General features: G+C 41.4%; 15 protein-coding genes and 3 riboswitches. Of the genes, 7 read left to right on the top strand and 8 right to left on the bottom strand.

The window, feature by feature from the left end; genetic code table 11:
- Positions 1-39 precede the first annotated feature (39 nt).
- The gene (locus ACFG4S_RS04590; protein WP_392533681.1) at positions 40-711 is read left to right on the top strand and encodes a glutathione S-transferase family protein; all 672 of its coding nucleotides are present in this window, start codon (positions 40-42) and stop codon (positions 709-711) included.
- A gap of 206 nt (positions 712-917) precedes the next feature.
- On the opposite strand, the gene ACFG4S_RS04585 is transcribed toward ACFG4S_RS04590, so the two are convergent.
- Entirely contained in the window at positions 918-2,117 is a 1,200-nt protein-coding gene (locus tag ACFG4S_RS04585) for a sensor histidine kinase (RefSeq protein ID WP_392533680.1), read from the bottom strand.
- 445 nt (positions 2,118-2,562) lie between these two features.
- A riboswitch (cyclic di-AMP (ydaO/yuaA leader) is annotated at positions 2,563-2,786 on the top strand.
- A gap of 97 nt (positions 2,787-2,883) precedes the next feature.
- Between ACFG4S_RS04585 and ntrB the strand changes: the two genes are divergently transcribed.
- The 4 genes from ntrB (at position 2,884) to ACFG4S_RS04565 (ending at position 7,265) form a co-directional block, all read left to right on the top strand.
- Positions 2,884-3,735, top strand: coding sequence for a nitrate ABC transporter permease (ntrB, locus tag ACFG4S_RS04580; RefSeq protein WP_392533679.1), 852 nt, complete (start codon positions 2,884-2,886; stop codon positions 3,733-3,735).
- Between the two features lie 159 nt (positions 3,736-3,894).
- Positions 3,895-5,337 (top strand): ABC transporter substrate-binding protein, encoded by a 1,443-nt coding sequence (locus ACFG4S_RS04575; RefSeq protein ID WP_392533678.1) that lies wholly within the window; start codon positions 3,895-3,897, stop codon positions 5,335-5,337.
- Positions 5,338-5,391: 54 nt separating this feature from the next.
- Positions 5,392-6,228, top strand: a complete 837-nt coding sequence (locus ACFG4S_RS04570) for an ABC transporter ATP-binding protein (protein WP_392535908.1) — start codon at positions 5,392-5,394, stop codon at positions 6,226-6,228.
- A gap of 37 nt (positions 6,229-6,265) precedes the next feature.
- Positions 6,266-6,465, top strand: a riboswitch (cyclic di-AMP (ydaO/yuaA leader).
- 179 nt (positions 6,466-6,644) lie between these two features.
- Positions 6,645-7,265, top strand: a complete 621-nt coding sequence (locus ACFG4S_RS04565; protein ID WP_392535907.1) for a universal stress protein — start codon at positions 6,645-6,647, stop codon at positions 7,263-7,265.
- 164 nt (positions 7,266-7,429) lie between these two features.
- Here the strand turns inward: ACFG4S_RS04565 and ACFG4S_RS04560 are convergent, their stop codons facing one another.
- Positions 7,430-8,305, bottom strand: a complete 876-nt coding sequence (locus ACFG4S_RS04560) for a hypothetical protein (RefSeq protein ID WP_392533677.1) — start codon at positions 8,303-8,305, stop codon at positions 7,430-7,432.
- A gap of 121 nt (positions 8,306-8,426) precedes the next feature.
- Between ACFG4S_RS04560 and ACFG4S_RS04555 the strand changes: the two genes are divergently transcribed.
- On the top strand, positions 8,427-8,627 hold the full coding sequence (locus ACFG4S_RS04555) for a hypothetical protein (RefSeq protein ID WP_392533676.1): 201 nt from the start codon (positions 8,427-8,429) through the stop codon (positions 8,625-8,627).
- 427 nt (positions 8,628-9,054) lie between these two features.
- The gene (locus ACFG4S_RS04550; protein ID WP_392533675.1) at positions 9,055-12,150 is read left to right on the top strand and encodes an MFS transporter; all 3,096 of its coding nucleotides are present in this window, start codon (positions 9,055-9,057) and stop codon (positions 12,148-12,150) included.
- Between the two features lie 298 nt (positions 12,151-12,448).
- Here the strand turns inward: ACFG4S_RS04550 and ACFG4S_RS04545 are convergent, their stop codons facing one another.
- The 6 genes from ACFG4S_RS04545 to ACFG4S_RS04520 all read right to left on the bottom strand — a co-directional run bounded on the left by ACFG4S_RS04545 (position 12,449) and on the right by ACFG4S_RS04520 (position 17,718).
- A complete protein-coding gene (locus ACFG4S_RS04545; RefSeq protein ID WP_392533674.1) occupies positions 12,449-12,838 on the bottom strand; it encodes a pentapeptide repeat-containing protein in 390 nt (129 codons plus the stop codon).
- 40 nt (positions 12,839-12,878) lie between these two features.
- Complete coding sequence (locus tag ACFG4S_RS04540) at positions 12,879-13,583, bottom strand: precorrin-2 C(20)-methyltransferase (protein ID WP_392535906.1); 705 nt, start codon at positions 13,581-13,583, stop codon at positions 12,879-12,881.
- A gap of 2 nt (positions 13,584-13,585) precedes the next feature.
- Positions 13,586-14,212, bottom strand: a complete 627-nt coding sequence (locus tag ACFG4S_RS04535; RefSeq protein ID WP_392533673.1) for a precorrin-8X methylmutase — start codon at positions 14,210-14,212, stop codon at positions 13,586-13,588.
- A 108-nt stretch (positions 14,213-14,320) separates the two neighbouring features.
- Positions 14,321-15,847 (bottom strand): precorrin-3B synthase, encoded by a 1,527-nt coding sequence (cobG, locus tag ACFG4S_RS04530; protein WP_392533672.1) that lies wholly within the window; start codon positions 15,845-15,847, stop codon positions 14,321-14,323.
- Positions 15,842-15,909, bottom strand: a riboswitch (cobalamin riboswitch). (Overlaps the previous gene by 6 nt.)
- 354 nt (positions 15,910-16,263) lie before the next feature.
- Positions 16,264-16,446: a hypothetical protein gene (locus ACFG4S_RS04525; RefSeq protein ID WP_392533671.1), complete on the bottom strand. Its 183-nt coding sequence runs from the start codon at positions 16,444-16,446 to the stop codon at positions 16,264-16,266.
- Positions 16,447-16,560: 114 nt separating this feature from the next.
- Entirely contained in the window at positions 16,561-17,718 is a 1,158-nt protein-coding gene (locus tag ACFG4S_RS04520) for a trypsin-like peptidase domain-containing protein (protein ID WP_392533670.1), read from the bottom strand.
- Positions 17,719-17,901 lie beyond the last annotated feature (183 nt).

Genomic DNA, 17,901 nt, shown 5'->3' with positions numbered 1-17,901 from the left:
TTCAATTCTCAATAAGTCCGATTTACAAAGGTACTTAAAATGGCTGAAATCAAACTATACAGTGCAGTTGTTTGTCCTTATGCTCACCGTACCCGGTTGGTACTACAAGAGAAGGGCATTGACTTCGATTTGATTGAGATTGATTTGCAGAATCCACCGGAGGGTTTTAGGAAGATTTCCCCTTATGGTAAAGTCCCAGCAATTACTCATAATAATGAGCGAGTTTGGGAGTCAGCAGTAATTAACGAGTATCTAGATGAGGTATTTCCTAATCCACCTCTGTTACCCAGCAATCCTATTGCTAGGGCACAGGCTCGCATCTGGATTGATTTTGCTAATACCAGGTTTGTTTCGGCTTTTTCTAACCTTCTGCGAAGTTCAGATATCCAAAAACAAGAAGAAGCTAAGCAGGAACTATACAAACACTTGGAATTTATTGAAAACGAAGGTTTAGCAAAACTATCTGGAGAAGGTCCCTACTGGTTTGGTGAATCTGTCAGTTTGGTAGATTTAACTTTTTTCCCCTGGTTTGAGCGCTGGGCTGCACTTAAAGAGTATCGTGGCTTTGCTCTCCCGACTGAATTCACCCGTGTGAAGCAATGGAAGCACGCCCTGAAGGAGCGTAATTCTGTGAAAGCGATCGCTAACTCTAAAGAATTTTACATCGAGCGATATGCTAAATTCGCTGCACCTACTCCTGTGGCTGCTTAAATCTACACCTGCGTAAATGTTTGTAGTAAGCGCTTTAGCGCTAAAACGCTTACTACGAGCAATAAGCTTTTATTTCTAGTTTTTGACAACAATTTCCCCTTTATTATTAATCATTACTAGATTTTTAGGAAAAGCTTGATTATTCAAATAATGCATAGTACTTCATGCAAAAGAAAAATGCTGTATTTTGATATTTTGACGCGAAGTTAATTCTTTTCTATCTCTAATTGTGAGGGGAAAATTACGGTGAAAGTGGAACCAACGCCTACTTCAGACACTAAATGAATTTGACCTTGCAGTAGTTTTACTAAGCGGGAAACGATCGCCAATCCTAACCCTGTACTATCGGGAAGGTAGGGACGATCGCTAGCACTGACGCGAAAGTAGGGTTCAAATATGTGGGCTTGGTCTTCTGGTGCAATGCCAATTCCAGTGTCAGAAACTGCGATCGCCCATCTCTGTTTCTCCAACACCTGACACATAATAATAATAGTCCCCGATTTTGTATAACGAATCGCATTACTAATAAGATTTGTGACAATCTGTTGTAATTGAAAAGAATCCGTAAATGATTCTTGGGGAGCGCGATCGCAATCCACTACGATTTGTAAATTTTTCTCAGCAGCTAAAGGTTCCAACATTTCACAGACATTATTAATTAGTTCAGCCACATTGGTGGGTGCTAGTTGGAGTTTTATCTGTCCCGCGTCATAGCGCGAAAGTTCTAGTACATCATTAATCAGGTGTAGTAATTGTCTACCGTTGCGTAGCACCCGCTCAATATGTTCTAAATTAGAATAGTTGTCTTTTAGCTGAGTGTTTTTTCGTTGTTGGCGTAAAAATAAATCCGAGTAACCAATAATAGAAGTTAGGGGATGTTTCAATTCGTGGGCTAGTTGGGAAAGATACTCTTGATTAGCACTAGTTAACCGCGTCAGTTCTTGATTATGCAGTGTTAGTGACGCTTGTAAGTGTCTGAATTCCCGGAAGCGTTCTTCAACATAACTCTTGAAACACCGAGCGATCGCTTCATCTACAATCGCATCAATTAAACGCATAGAACGAATTATCTCTGACGGTGTTCCATTCAGTAAATCTGTCTGAATGGTATCAAATATTGCTGTTCTTAACAAATGATATTCTCTAGCAATTTCTGTTGTGTCAAAGCCTTGTTCCGCTCGAATCGCTCCATGCTCAAAACTGGCAACAACTATCGACTCAATATCATTCTCTTCAGATTTTGAAAGCACCGTTACCATTGCTTTCAAAACACTGGGAATATGATTTTTAATTGCTGTATAAGATAGGTCATCAGCACTTTCAATCCGCTTATCTCTGCGAACTGCTGTCACCCACTTATCTACGATCATATCACTTTTTTCAGCCAGGAATTGACTAAAATCCATTATGTTAAATTCAGCTAAGAGAGAGATGAGTAAAGTTCCATATGAAATTAGTTTAGCGACTGAAGTGCTGTTTTACCAAAATTAGTAATCTAATTCGACTATCAAAAGTAAGAGATTTTGTCTGTTATCGCAGCTAATGGATTAAATCTCCAGAGATTTTTTTAGAAGTATAATTTATATTTTCTTAAAAAATCTTAATTCAGCAGTTAACCATCTTGATCATTGACTCAATTATTCTTATTTAGCCCTCTGGGCAGAGAGTCTACTCATAACAAAACTAAATTGATGAAAAATTATAAAATATATCAATTACGAAAAAACTAGGAGGAATAGCTGATTTTGGTATTTAAAGAAACAAGATCCCAGAGAAGATAGATGACTTTACTGAGCATTAATGTTATACTCTTCTCATAGATATTATATTGTGCATAATTTCGTATCTATTAGAGTAAGTCAGCCTAATCCAGCCCATCACAGTGCATAACGCTGGAGCGGAGGAACCAAATTGTGGGGCGTATCTTCAAGAGAGCGAAGAGTTTAAGAGTCAAAAGTTAAGAGTTTCTAAAATGCAACTCAGAACTCAGCACTCAGCACTCAGCACTTTAAAAAGAGGGGCATCTCTCAGCCCTAGCCCGTCAGCTAACTTCGTAGGCATTGAGAGGAGACTGAAGAGACGGCATTTTTATAATGTTCCGATCTCATCGGTGTCCAAGGCTGGTACTGCTCGAATTTTTGTACCTGCACTTAAACTCTGTTGAGGTTGTAAATGATCCTTCAACTCAATTTAGCTGCGATCGCGGCGATCGCTGGACAAGCTGTTTGGAAAAAGACCAAACCTGTCATCTTTAGAGATGTCTTCTTTCTACCTATCTTGGGTTTCTTGGGAATCATCGTGCTGTGGTGGATTGTTGCGCTTGCCAACCATGAATTAATGCCCACCCCACCAGAAGCATTATCTGCTAATTTAGATTACATCTTAAATCCCTTCTACGAAAGAGGACCGGGCAACTTAGGCATTGGTTGGTTATTGATAGCAAGTCTGCGAAGGGTATTACTGGGCTTTTTGTTAGGTGCAGTAGTCGCCATACCTCTAGGGTTTTTAATTGGTATGTCCAGAGAGGCAATGCTAGCACTCAATCCCATCATTCAAATTTTTAAACCCGTATCGCCCCTTGCTTGGTTACCCATAGCCTTAGCCATTTTTAACTTAGCAGATCCTTCAGCCATTTTTGTGATTTTTATTACTTCTCTATGGCCGACAATAATTAATACTGCCTTAGGAGTTTCTAGCGTTCCTAAAGATTACTTAGATGTGGCAAAAGTACTAGAAATGCCACGATGGCGGCGGATTACAAAAATCATTTGGCCTGCTAGTTTGCCCTACATTTTTACAGGTTTGCGAATTAGTTTAGGCATAGCTTGGCTAGTAATCGTCGCCGTAGAAATGCTCACAGGCGGTATTGGCATTGGCTTTTTTGTCTGGGACGAATGGAGTCGGTTGAACCTGAGTTCAGTCTTTTTAGCCGTATTAGTAATTGGCTTAACCGGTCTAATTCTTGATTACGCCGTAGGTAAAATCCAAGAATTAGTCACTCGCCGCCCTACAACTTCCAACTAATTCAACTGAATTTTAGATTTTCAATTTTAGATTTTGGAATAATTCAAAATCCCAAATTTCATCAGGTCTGTTCGCGCAGACTGTAGTAGATTCACCCCGAAATTTCTACTCCCGAACAAATCTAAAATCCAAAATTGAGTCACCAACGGAGTCACAAAAATGGGCGATCGTAACTACACTCGACGAGACTTTATTAAAGGAATAGGAGCAACGACAGCCGGAATATCGCTGTCCTCCTGTGCGATTTCTGGAGATAAATCAGCCAAAGGATTAACAGAAGAAGCCTTAGCTGTGCAACCACTGGTTAGATCCCAAGACCTAGAAAAATCCGATCTTACCATTGGCTATGTTCCCGTTAATGATTGTGCGCCATTTGCGATCGCCTGGAAAAAAGGCTTCTTTCGCAAATATGGCTTAAACGTCACACTCAACCGCGAAGCCAGTTGGGCTACCTCCCGCGACGGTTTAATTTTTGGTCGCTTAGACGCTTCCCCCGTAGTATCTGGTGCCGTTACCAACGCCAGAATTGGTGCCGAAGGCGCGCGCCATGCTCCCCTGTGTGCAGCCATGACTATCCACCGCCACGGTAACGCCATGACCATGAACAGAGCCATGTGGGATTTTGGGCTGCGTCCCTGGTATGAGTATCAAGAAAAATATGGTGATGGTGCATTGGAAGCCTTTGGTAAAGATTTTCGGGGCTATTTTGATCGGCAACCACCAGAACGCAAAGTTTGGGCAGTAGTATTAAGTTCTGCCATTTACGAATACTTTGTCCGCTACATATCCGCCGCCGCTGGTGTCGACCCTCTGAAAGAATTTCGTGTCATCATCGTCCCCCCCCCGCAAATGGTGACAAACGTGCGGATTGGTGCCATGCAAGCTTACATGGTTGCAGAACCTTGGAACACCAGAGCGATCGCAGGTAACGAAAATATCGGCTTTACCTTTACACAAGGCAAAGAAGTTTGGTTGGGACACCCAGACAGACTTTTGGGCGTAATGGAATCTTTTATCGAAAAATATCCTAAAACCTATCGTTCCCTTGTCAAAGCAATGATTGAAGCTTGCCAGTATTGCAGCAAACCAGAAAACCGCCAAGAAGTTGCTGAACTGCTTACAGACCGTTCCTTTACAGGTGCAAAACCCAAAAATAAAAATGCCCCAATCACGAAATTTACAAGTCCGGGAATTCTCGGTAACTACAACTATGGCGGCTTTGACGGTAAAGACCGCACCATTCAAGCCGCCGATACCACGATTTTCTTCGATATTCCTGACAACATTCCTAAACAGTCAGGAGAACACTCGACATTTTTATGGAGATCGAGAAGTATCTGGTTAATGACACAAGCAGCGCGGTGGGGACAAATTAAAAAATTTCCCAAAAATGCTGAGAAAGTAGCTGAACAAGGTTGGAGAACCGATTTATATCGGGAGATAGCTTCGGAAATGGGCATTAAATGTCCCAAGGATGATTACAAAGTCGAACCACCAGAAGTATTTATAGATAAGAAAGGTTTCGACCCTAGTAATCCAGTCGGCTATCTGAATAGTTTTGCGATCAGGGCTAATGCTCCCACTCGTTTTTTCATGTCTTAAATACCAACTTCAAATTGTTGACTGACGACTAAATTATTTCCGGAGCATTTAATGATGGAATATACCTCATTACCTATTGATACCCAAAATACAGTTCTACCCCGTCCTGGATTTTTAGAAATTGAAAATTTAGTCAAGTCTTATCCGACACCTGATAAAGATAATTTTGTCGTTCTAGATAAAGTTAACCTTAGCATTGGTGAAGATGAATATATTTCTGTAATTGGTCACTCTGGTTGCGGGAAATCAACACTACTGAAGATTATCGGTGGTTTAGAAAAAGCAACTTCTGGCTCAGTACGCTTAGATGGAAAAGAAATCCGCAAGCCAGGAGCAGACAGGATGATGGTGTTTCAAAATTATGCACTGTTACCTTGGTTAACAGTGCGCGAAAATATCCGTTTAGCTGTGGATGAAGTACTAAAAAATGCCAGTCGATCTGAAAAAATCAGTATTGTAAATCAACACTTGGCAATGGTAAACTTGACGGCGGCGGCTGACAAATATCCTGAGGAAATTTCTGGAGGTATGAAACAACGTGTAGGCATAGCCAGAGCTTTAGCAATTCGTCCCAAAATGTTGCTGATGGATGAACCTTTTGGGGCATTAGATGCCCTAACACGTGGTAAATTGCAGCGACAAGTATTAGATATTTGGGAAAACAATCGACAAGCGGTGATGATGATTACCCACGATGTAGATGAAGCAATTTATATGTCCGATCGCATCGTATTAATGACCAATAGTCCAGCTGCCAACATCGGAGAGATATTAGAAGTTCCTTTTGAGCATCCACGCGATCGCGCCGCCATGAGAAACTCAAAAGAATATTTTGAACTCCGCAACCACGCCCTGAATTTCCTGGATCGATATTTCACACAAGACGAGTAAATTAGATTATCATTTTTTTAGCGGGTAGCCTAATTCAAATTCATCAAAGCTAGATTTGAAGCGGAGGAACCATATTGTGGGGCTAATCTCATAAAAAGTGAGTATTAGAGACGCGATTAATCGCATCTGTACAAGAGTTAGCAATTATTAATATTAACTCAGTACTCAACACTCCGAAGAGAGAGACACCTTCCAGTCTTAGCCCGTCAGCTAACTCCGTAGGCAATGGAAGGAACCCCCAAGATTTTGGCTGTAATACAGTTGTTATTGGGGTTTCCTCTACGAACTTTAAATTTTAGATTAGGGTTTTTGCAGATAAATCTAAAATCCAAAATCTAAAATCCGAAATTTGGTGCCCTGCTTCTCAATTACTAATTCATTTCATTGGGAGAAGTAAAACTGTGAAAATTAAGCCAATGTTAGCACGGCTGCAAAGTGCCATAGGTCGAGATGACTTAATTGAGCAAATGGTACTATTGCCAGAACCAAAAGAACTTTTTTCTCAAACATCTCAAACACCAAGTTCTGTTAACTTAATTGTTGCCTATGATGCTTCTCCTAACAGTCATACGGCATTGGATATTGGCTTTTGGATTGCTCACCAAACACGTTTAGCCACCAATATAGAAGTCACAGTTCAAGCTGTGTATGTGTTGGAAGACAATGAAAACAACCAGTATCCAAATATCTTGAACTTTCCCATACAACACCCTCCATTAGAATGTCAGATTGGTGAAGTCTCAAAGTCTGCCACACTTTTATTAACTCAACCAAAATTGCAGACAGTAATAACTCCCCTGCAAGAAGCAGATAAAATTCTTTGGCAAGCACGAAGTTTGGCTGAAGAATGGCAGGGTTCTTTTAAATCTCATTTACGCTTTGGTTCTATTTCCACAGAAATTAAGAAAGTTGTTGAATCAGAAGCTGCGGATATACTGTTTGTTGGTTGTAAATCTGCAAATCATCCGATGATTAAGGCACTAGGTTCTAATTTCCCCTGTGCCGTTTTGGGTATTCCTAGCTGTATTGAGGAATAATCACTGTTTGAAATTTCAGTAATTTTTATCAAATTTTAATCATATAAAAGTCACCTACAACTAGGTGACTTTTATATGATTAAATAAACTTCGGGAGGCAGAGTGTAGAAAACTGGTATAGCAATCCTATTTGATTTGTGAAACAAACCTTAATCTGACAGAAGTTACACTTGAATACAATTCTTCACTTCATAAATTTCTTCTAAGAAATTAAAGAACAATGTATAACATTCTCGAGTAATACCTTTGGCTAAATTGTATTCCTCTAAGGTTAAATTCTGATTCAAAAATTCTGATTCATTATTATCTTCAAGATGTAAACCTCCTGGTTCATATCCTAAATGAATAGAGCCGAAATATTTACTCTCTTGTCTATTTATAGTACACTTATACGAAATTGAAAAAAAAGTATTACCTAATTCTTCTATAGTACGAATTAAACAATATCTTAGGCGAGGATCTGAAGCTATTTGCGTTAGTTTTGCAATTTCAAATCCTAGAACACGACTATTTTTAATGTTGTCATTCCACAAGAAATTTAAATAATCAGAAAAAGTAAAGCTATTAAATTTGGATTGGACTAATTGCATATCATCATTAAATAAACCATTGTGACATTCATCTTCTTCCATATGTTGATTAAGTTTTTTCTTCAGTCCGAGTTCATCATTTTCTAGTTCTGTAGCATTGTAAGGCAATATATACTTGTTTAAATCAGAAAATGAGTTAGCGAAATAAGCAAAATAAGGAGCAAAATCTAGTTCAGGTGTGTTAAGATTTGTTTCATTTTGTAGATGTTTAAGCAGTTTAGTTTGTTCTAATTCTTTTTTGAAAGAAAGAATATCAGGGATTATGTCAGAGACTTTAAACAAGCTCTTTTGTTTTGTAATTACTTGATTTCCATTATCAAAACTGCCAACTGTATCAAGCTCTTCGTTAGTGTTAATTACTTTTGCATTCGTATCTATTGCTGCTGATGATTTAGCGTCTAATTCGGGTGTGGAAAAAATATTAGATTGTTTCTGGTTGTTGGATGGCATATCTTAACTTAGGTAAATTGATAATAAGTCCTAAAAGATATGTTTTACGAAAGAAGTTAAATTAAAATTATATTTTAGCTAAGTATAATTAAAGATGAAAAATTATGGAAGCAAACAGGCCATGATTACTAAAGAAGAAATTAGCATCAAAGTTCTCTCCTTGGTAGCAGAGGCATACCGCAATGCCACTGAAGAAGAACGGGAACAATTGCAACTTAAAATTGTGGCAATTATGCAATCTCAATTTACGACTCCTAGACTTGAGTCCATTGCACGTTTAAAAAACCCGATGGATAAAGTGAGCTTTGAAGCACAAGAGTGAGAATTAACGCCTGAAATCTTAGAATCGATTTTTAATGATGACGAATACAAGAGCATTTTTTTCTAAGAGAATAGCTTGTATTAATTGCCTGATGAGCGTTCTAGCGATCGCCCTCTCGTAAAGTCAGAGAAGAGGGATATGATCTACTCAAATAAAACGCTATAAATCAACAATTAAAAATTAAAATTAACCGATATATTATATGTAATTCTAGCGTGGCAATTTAATACTTTTACCAGTAGATACTAAAAGTTATATCTTCCGCTGTATAAGCTTTTCAACCTTTGGAGAGATGCTTAAAACACCTAAATTCTACGATTCTGAGCAAAGAGTTAGGTATTGCCATAGATACAGAGATAAATACTAAGAGTTACTTTTGAGGAAATTCTTAATCCGCCCAAATTAAAACACTAAAAAAGGAAATACGATGTTTCAAAGTACGGAAATCATGCTGGGACTCTACAAGCCACTATTATGGCTGGCACAGATTCCAGTAGATCCTTCAATTATCACGCCTTCCGGACCGCGGTTTTTCGTGGCTTTAATCTCTGGCGTGATCTTAGCCTTTGCTTTTCAATTAGTTCTAACTAATCTCTCCGTTGCAGCCGGTATTTCCTACCTGGGGCGTTCATCCGACTCAGATTCAGATGGTGGGGAAGTCGGAAGTTTGGGCGGTACTATTCGCAAAATTGGTACAGCAGTAGGGATTTGGACATTAGTTACTGTAACGATCGCCTTATTAATCGCCTGTTTCTTGGCAGTCAAATTGAGCCTTGTGATTTTAGATCCAAAGCTAGGAGCAATTCTCGGCTTGGTGATTTGGGGTGCTTACTTTTTACTCCTGGTTTGGGTAAGTTCCACCACCGTGGGTTCCTTAGTTGGCTCAGTGGTCAATACAGCAACCTCCGGATTTCAAGCAATTATGGGCACAGCCACCGCCGCACTAGGCGCAAAAGCTGTCAATAGCCAAGTTGTAGCCACAGCTGAAGCCGCTGCTGCTGCTGTGCGTCGGGAACTAGGAAGCGCCATCGATCCGGTAAGTATTCGGGAAAACGTAGAAGATTACTTAGAAAAGCTACGTCCCCCAGAACTCGATTTATCGAAGATTCGCAGTGATTTTGAAAATTTACTCAACGATCCTCAAGTAAAAGCGATCGCTGGTAGTCCAGACCTGGGCAATATCGATCGCCAAAAGTTTATTGAATTAGTCAGCAGTCGCACCGATCTTTCCAAAAAAGACGTTAACCGGATTGCTGATACGTTGTATAAAGTTTGGCAGCAAGTAGTAGCTCAGCATCCACCCACCCAAGATCGTTTGGGCGAATTAATCGACTATTTCAAATCTGTACAACCAGGACAAACTAAGACAGATGAACTGAATACCAAGCTGGATCGGTTAGTGGCAGAAATGCGTGGTGACAAAAAATCCCAGCAAAAAACTCCATCTGGGCCAATTCAGAGTACACTCCAGCAAGGACTATCCGCCTTGACCGGCATTGTCTTGGGACGGACAGATTTATCTGATTTGGATGTGGAAAAAATATTGCGTAGCCTGACTAGCGCCAAAGACAAAGTTACCGAACAGGCAGATAAGCTAGGTTTGCCCACACCATCGCAACCTTATAGTCCAATTCGGGCTGATGTGGAAAATTATTTGCTTAACACCTATGCTTGGCAACTGAGCCACGAAAGAATTGCCGAAGAATTTCGCGGTGTAATCTATGATCCAGCAGCCGATCCTGGTACAGTCCGCAGAGAACTAGACCGACTATCCCGCAACGATTTCATTAGAATCCTCCAGGAGCGAGGACTACTTACCCAAAGCCAAATTCAGCGCATTGCAGCTCGGCTAGATACTGTTCGCCAAGAAGTACTAGTGACGGTGACTGCTGAAGAAGAAAGAGAAATAGTCCAAGACTTGCAACGTGCAGTAGAAAGTTATTTGCTCGTTACCCCAAAAGCAGATTTGACACCCGAAGGCATTGAGCAAAATTTTAGACCGCTGTTGCAAGACCCAGAAGCCGATTATGAAACCCTGATATTACGGTTAGCGCACGTTGAACGTGCCGAAATGCGGGAGATATTGCTGCAACGCAGTGATGTACAACTGTATGAAGTAGAAAGCATTTTGGACGATTTAGAAAAACAACGCGATCGCGTTTTAATCGAATCCAAAGGACTAGCAGAACAGGCACAATATCAAGCAGAAACCCTCTGGTTGAATGTCGAATCATATCTGCGTAATACTGGCAAATCAGAACTAAATCCTGATGCTATCCGCGCCGACCTGAAAAAGCTACTAGAAGATCCCCAAGCCGGAATTACCTCAATTCGGGCGCGCTTGTCTCGCTTTGACCGCGATACTTTGGTGCAATTATTGAGTCAGCGAGAAGACTTGAGTGAAGATCAAGTTAATCAAACCATCAATGCGGTTGAAGAGTCGTGGCATAGTATCCGCCACGCACCTCAAGCTTTAGCAGATAAAGCTAAAGAGCAATACGACTCTGTGACCACCACCATCGCCGATTATCTGCGGAATACTGGTAAACAAGAACTTAATCCAGAAGGTATTCAACGAGATTTAACTAGATTGTTTGAAAACCCCAAAGAGGGAGCTGTAGCACTGCGCCGTCGCTTATCCCAGGTAGACCGGGATACACTGGTGAAGTTACTCAGTCAACGCCAAGACTTGAGTGAAGAACAAGTCAATGAAATCATTGATTCCACACAAACTTCAATTCGCAACTTTGTACGTGCGCCCCGTCGGCTAGCTACCAGGACACAGCAAAGAATGGAAACATTCCAAGCCTATCTGGAAGAATATCTGCGGCAAACTGGTAAAGAAGAACTCAATCCAGAAGGTATCAAACGCGACTTGCAACTACTCTTGCACGATCCGCGAGTGGGAGTAGAAAGTTTTAGCGATCGCATCGCTCATTTTGACCGTTCTACCATCATCGCTCTGTTGAAAATTCGTGAAGATATTACCGATGAAGAAGCAGCCCAAATTGCTGATAACATGATATCTGTCAGGGATCAATTTGTAGAACAAGTGCGGCACATCCAACGCGGCATTCAAGATGCAATTGATGGGGTTTTTGCTCGGATTCGCAACTATCTTAACTCCTTGGATCGCCCGGAACTCAACTATGACAGCATCAAGCAGGATGTCCGCACATTTTTTGAAGATCCCCAAGCGGGATTTGATGCCTTGCGCGATCGCCTATCTTCTTTCGATCGTGATACCCTAGTAGCAATTATGAGTTCTCGTGAGGACATTTCTCAGGAGGATGCCAACCGGATCATTGACCAAATTGAACGGGCACGCAACACAGTATTGCAACGTGCAGAACGCCTACAGCACGAAGCCCAACGCCGCCTCGAAGAAGTGAAACATCAAGCACAGCGCCAAGCAGAAGAAACCCGCAAAGCCGCAGCTACAGCAGCTTGGTGGCTATTTGCCACAGCAGTAGTCTCCGCCATTTTCTCAGCATTAGGAGGAGCGCTCGCTGTAGTTAAGTAGATAAGTTTACAAGTTGTCTCCGCTAAATTTTCAGCCTCCCATAAGGGAGGCTTTTCTATCGCTCTTGTATGACTCTGAAGAGAGAATAATCCAAGCCATTAGAAATCGCGGCTACACAAACTCTCGTCCGCCTAGGCAGACTAAGCCAAAATAGGGTTTCACATTTAAAGGGATTGTAAGCTGATGGGCGTCTAAAGTATATAAACACTCTTGATGGTCGTTGACAGTCATCAGTTAACAGTCATCAGTCATCAGGTAAATGTAGAAATTAAATGCGTAACAGCTTATGACCGTGCTTTTACCCCTCTTTAATCTGCAATCCCACTTGCACTGGATCGAAATCTGGGGGAAAATGAGTGTTGCGATCGCAATCTGCTTTTTCCAGTTTCGCTCCCTTGAGTTCAGCTTGACGGAGATCGGCAGAAAACAACAAGGCTCCCCGAAGATCGGCATCTTGCAATTTAGCTTGACTGAGATTTGTAAAGCTGAAGTCACAGCCTCTGAGATTAGCACCATTTAGATTAGCTTCACTCAAGTCAGCGTAGCTGAAGTCAGATCCTTTCAGATCGACACCTTGCAAGTCGGCATTACCCAAGTTTGTACCACTAAAATTGCGTTTCCCCTCTGCATACTTCTCTAAGAGTGTTACGGCACTATTAACGATCTCTTGAGAATTTGTTTCAGACATAGAACCACCTCACACCTTGTCTCATAATTAGCTTAAAGGTTTATAGTCGATTTTTGGTTGGGATCACAATCATTGCGAAATATGGTACTTCTGCGGGATCGACTTCATCTAAGGGTAAAATGCGTTGCTGTGTTGTTGTTGCCCGCTCAATATATCTTGCTCGTGATGCTAGCCCTAATTTATGTAGAATGTCCCGCACTTTGGTAAAGTGACGACCTAATTTCATGATTGCAGCTGCATCGGTCATCAGCAGATGTGTAGTCAGTTCTTCTGCTGGGAGTGGGGCAGGTAGAACAGTGAGAATATCATTGTAGTAAGTGAAAGGTACACCCAAGGCTACTGGACAAGCCATCAGTGAGGAAACTCCAGGGACAACTTCTATTTGGTACTCGTCACATAATCGGGTGAATAAGTACATGAAGGAGCCATAGAAAAAGGGGTCACCTTCACATAGGACTACAACATCTCGACCGGCTGCTAAATGAGCGGCGATTGGTTCAACTTCTTTGTCGTAAATTGACTTGGCTTTTTCTGGTTCCAAAGCGCGGGGAAGGTGAAATAAGACCTCAATTTGATTCCCCATGAGATACTGCGCCACGATCGCTCTAGCAATACTTTCTTTATCTGTGGCTGATTGATAAGCTACCACAGGAGCCGCACGTAATAACCGCAGCGCCTTTAAAGTCAATAGTTCTGGATCGCCGGGGCCGACACCAATTCCATAGAGACGACCTTTGGTATTTATCATTATTCTTCCTCCGTTGCCAGGGCGTTAACTGCTGCTGCGGCGATCGCACTTCCACCGCGCCGACCGTGTAAAGTCAAAAATGGTACATTTTTGCTGTCTGCTGCCAATGCGGCTTTCGATTCGGCTGCACCGACAAACCCCACTGGAAAGCCTAAGATTACAGCAGGTTTTGGCGCTCCTTGATCGAGGATTTCTAAGAGGCGGAAAAGTGCTGTGGGTGCATTGCCAATTGCAATCACCGATCCTTCTAGGTGCGATCGCCATAATTCTAAAGCAGCGGCCGACCTTGTAGTACCGAGACGCTGGGCAATTTCTGGCACTTCCGGCTGATTAAGAGTACAGATAACTTGATTATTTGCAGACAACCGCCGCCTGGTGACGCCATCAGCAACCATCCGACAATCGCAGAGAATTGGCGCTCCTGCGGCTAGTGCAGCCCTTGCGGATTGTACCGCTGTTGGTGAATATCCCAACTCAGTGACGATATCGGTCATTCCACAGGCATGTATAAGACGTACAGCAACTTTTGCTACATCTGGTGGCAGCACATCTAGGTTTGCTTCTGACCTGATGATGGCAAAGGAGTTACGGTAAATTTCGCTGGCATCTCGGATGTAGTCGGACATTCAATTTTGGATTTTAGATTTGGAATTAATTGGGAGGGTTGGAATTTGTGAAAATATTTCTGGATAAATATTTATTTCTCACCCACAGACGCAGAGAGAGTTAAAAATTTATATGGGGTTGGGTTGCATTAATGGATATCGATTAGCAAATTCTCGAAAGGATTCATTAATATTTAGACGGTTATTTTTATAAGTATGGAGAATTTTAACTATCAATGCAGGTAGTTCGGAAAAAGTTACATATTGGTATACTTCTCGACCAAATTTATGGTTGTTGCTGTCACCAAGATAAACATGATAGCTTTCGACTGTTTCATCGTCTGCCTCAAAGTTGACGCCGAGTAGGGTAATGTCACTTTTGCTATGTTGGGCGCAGGATTTTTCGCACCCACTGAAGTGGATATTAATTGGATGTTCCAGAGCAATCCGATTTTTCAGATATTCTGCCAATGCCAACGCATGAGTTTTGGTGTCTGTGGCAGAAGCTGCACAACCTTTGTTTCCAGAACAGGCAACTAATGCGCTCTTGATGTTGGTTCCTGAAGAATCTAGTCCGAAAAAAGCAATTTCATTTTCGACATCGGTAAGTCTTTGTTGAGGAATATCTGTGAGGAGCAAATTCTGCCAAGGAGTTAGCCTGAGAGTTCCACTGCCGTATTTTGTGGCTAAATCTGCTAAACCCCGCATTTGCTTACTCTCCACTCGTCCCAAGGGTAAGACAACACCAATGTAAAATAATCCTTTCTGGAGTTGGGGATGGATGCCAATATATTGATACTTCGATCGCTCCCCCTTCCCTGGTAGGGAAGGGGGTTGGGGGGTTAGGTCTTTTCTTATTTCACTACGGAAAAAAAGAAAAGGTAGACGCTGCTCAACCTCTTGGAGATAATTTTCACAACCCAAAGTATTTAATAACTCTCTTAGACGTAGCCGACGGTTACTAGTAATATCAGTATGAGCTAAATAGATATCCGCCAAAGCTGCCAATACAAGCAAACAATCATCTGGTGGTAACAAAATTCCCATATCGCTGGGCGGTTGTCCCTTGGCGCCTACACTGAGATGGAGACGGAAGTAAACATCGCCGTGAACTAAAACAGCGGCAAATAGGATATCATTTAGGCGATCGCTCACTCTAACTATGCCACCACCATCAAAGCAAACGCTAAATTTTGCCGACAGTCCCGATAACGTCGGATTTGCAGCAATATAGTTATCCCAACCTTGAACAAAAGGACGAGTGTCGATTAATTCCTGTGGGTCAATACCAGCAGTGGGGCTGGTCATAATGTTCCGGATATGGTCTACAACAGCGTTACGAGAACCGAGTCCGATATCTTGTAGCTGCTTGAGAACTTGAGAATTTATCCCCGTGTGAATTTCGCGGATTTGCAGGTTCGCTCGATTAGTCACATCAACATAGCCGCCACCATAACGATCTGCTAAATCTGCGATCGCGCGGCACTGTTCGCTATTAAGAACCCCACCGGGAATTCTGACGCGAGATAGTATACCATCTTCAGCGGGTGTAGCATAAAACAAGCCAGGACAAGTGGCAAATCCAGAAACCAAACTTGAAACTCCTTCCCCGTGCGACGCAGGGAGTAGACAGTGAGACATTCTGAGAGTTGGCATTCTGACTTGGGCAATCCCATCACAGCTGCGGCACAGTCCCGGAATTTCACCGGAGTTTCCCAACCCCAAGCTTTAGTAATTTAGCATGAGAAGGCGATCGGTAAGTTGAAGACTTCATATTTTGCATCAACCTGATTTGCGTAAGGGAACTCCAAGAAATAAATTACTGTTGACTGTTGACTGTGAACAGTGGGATATTTTTTTATTTGTCAGTCCCTAATACCATTTCTTTGTGAGGCTGCGCCAAATTCTCTTGGCTTCCTTCTTTTTTTGTGTTCTTTGCGCCCTTTGCGGTTCGTTCCTTATATAGTTTGGCGCATCTTCATACAGAATTGGTATAAGCAGGAAGTAGGGAGTAGGGAATCAGCCTTTTAAGATGACGGTGAGTTTTTTCACCCAATCAAATAGGATAGGACTTACGCAAAAATACATGCGGTAGGGGGCAATTCATAAATTGCCTCTACCAGAAAATCACTCTTTTCGGCTATTGTTTGCGTAAGTCCTATAGGAGTTGCAAAAGCTGGTTTACGAGTTGCAAAAGTTGGTTTACGAGTCACAAAAGCTGGTTTACGAGTCACAAAAGTTGGTTTACGAGTCACAAAAGCTGCTTTTCAAGTCACAAAAGCTACTTTACGAGTCACAAAAGCTACTTTACGAGTTGCAAAAGCTGGTTTACGAGTCACAAAAGCTGGTTTACGAGTTCAAAAGCTGGTTTACCTCTGAGATATCGCTGCTCGTAAGCTGTAACTACCAGATTCTCCAGCTTCAAAAGTGTTCGCCAAGAGGTAATAGACACCATTTTCTGGTAAAGTCACAGTTAATCGAGCATTAAAATCTTTGGGGGAAATGTCGTCGTTTTCTGCTACTAATTGTTCTTTAGCGGGAAGTAGTAGATACAAATGAGGGTCTATTTGCTGACTATCCATCTCAATAGTTATCTGTTGACCTGCTTTACCTTCAAAGACATAAGTGTGAAAATAGCTGTTGTTCGGTAAAGTGCGATCGCCATTTTTTAAACTTGCTTGTAAAACTTGACCATTAAGGGGTAAATCTATGTCTTCACTATTACTGGGTTGTTGACGCTCACTTGCTAACTTAGCATTACCCTGTTCGACAGCTACCAAAAAAGGCTGAATTAATTCTGTAGGGATTGCAAAACTAATACCAATAAATCTTTTAATTTCTGTATCATTAAAAATTGCACTATTAACACCAATTACTTGCCCATTAGAATTGAGTAATGGTCCTCCAGAATTGCCAGGATTTACAGCAGCATCGTGTTGGATTAAGCCTAATTTTTTATCAATACGACTGATAACACCATAGGTCAAAGTATTTTGTAATTCCAGACTTAGGGGAGTACCAATAGCATAGACAGATTGACCTACTTGTGCTGAACCGGGTGTAGCTAAACGCAGGTAGGGTAGATTTTTTTGATTGCGAATCTTCAGTGCAGCTAAATCTAAACCTCCAGATCCAAAACCAACCACATCAGCTAAAACTTGTGTACCATCAGCCAATACTACAGCAACAGTTTTAGAACTATCTTGAACAACATGAGCATTAGTTAAAACTAGACCATCTGCACTGACAATAAAACCACTACCATGTCCAAAACCAGTAGCGATCGCCACTACAGATGGGCTAGCTTTTGCATATAGCTGAATCCGGTTTTGTTCTTCAGAGTTTTCTGCAATCAGAATACTTGAGTTGATTTTTTCAGTCTTTTCGCCTAGCAAATTCTGCTGAGATTTATGATAGTTATTAGCAATAGCAGGTAATTGACAACCGAATAAACTACCAACACAAATTCCTCCCATCACAGTTGTTAAAATTGCCGAGGTTCCTATTGTTAAAAATTTGCTGTTCATTTTACATCCATCCTTAATAAATGAAATAACCTTGCTCAGGAGACGCTTTCAAAAATTGTTTTTTACTAATCTTCTCTGCGTCTCTGCCTCTCTGCGTGAGACATAAAATATTCAACTAATAAGTATATTATTCTGATTCACCAAACCAACTCACAATTTGAGAATAAATTCTCCAACCTCAGA

It is taken from the genome of Nostoc sp. C117 (assembly GCF_043099735.1).
GTDB lineage: Bacteria > Cyanobacteriota > Cyanobacteriia > Cyanobacteriales > Nostocaceae > Nostoc.
Note: the sequence above shows the minus strand (reverse complement) of the source record. Positions and strands in the feature narration are given on the sequence as shown.

Coding starts and splice junctions, on each gene's coding strand:
- ACFG4S_RS04590 (WP_392533681.1), top strand. CDS start 40: ATGGCTGAAATCAAACTATACAGTGCAGTTGTTTGTCCTTATGCTCAC.
- ACFG4S_RS04585 (WP_392533680.1), bottom strand. CDS start 2,117: ATGGATTTTAGTCAATTCCTGGCTGAAAAAAGTGATATGATCGTAGAT.
- ntrB (WP_392533679.1), top strand. CDS start 2,884: ATGATCCTTCAACTCAATTTAGCTGCGATCGCGGCGATCGCTGGACAA.
- ACFG4S_RS04575 (WP_392533678.1), top strand. CDS start 3,895: ATGGGCGATCGTAACTACACTCGACGAGACTTTATTAAAGGAATAGGA.
- ACFG4S_RS04570 (WP_392535908.1), top strand. CDS start 5,392: ATGGAATATACCTCATTACCTATTGATACCCAAAATACAGTTCTACCC.
- ACFG4S_RS04565 (WP_392535907.1), top strand. CDS start 6,645: ATGTTAGCACGGCTGCAAAGTGCCATAGGTCGAGATGACTTAATTGAG.
- ACFG4S_RS04560 (WP_392533677.1), bottom strand. CDS start 8,305: ATGCCATCCAACAACCAGAAACAATCTAATATTTTTTCCACACCCGAA.
- ACFG4S_RS04555 (WP_392533676.1), top strand. CDS start 8,427: ATGATTACTAAAGAAGAAATTAGCATCAAAGTTCTCTCCTTGGTAGCA.
- ACFG4S_RS04550 (WP_392533675.1), top strand. CDS start 9,055: ATGTTTCAAAGTACGGAAATCATGCTGGGACTCTACAAGCCACTATTA.
- ACFG4S_RS04545 (WP_392533674.1), bottom strand. CDS start 12,838: ATGTCTGAAACAAATTCTCAAGAGATCGTTAATAGTGCCGTAACACTC.
- ACFG4S_RS04535 (WP_392533673.1), bottom strand. CDS start 14,212: ATGTCCGACTACATCCGAGATGCCAGCGAAATTTACCGTAACTCCTTT.
- cobG (WP_392533672.1), bottom strand. CDS start 15,847: ATGCCAACTCTCAGAATGTCTCACTGTCTACTCCCTGCGTCGCACGGG.
- ACFG4S_RS04520 (WP_392533670.1), bottom strand. CDS start 17,718: ATGAACAGCAAATTTTTAACAATAGGAACCTCGGCAATTTTAACAACT.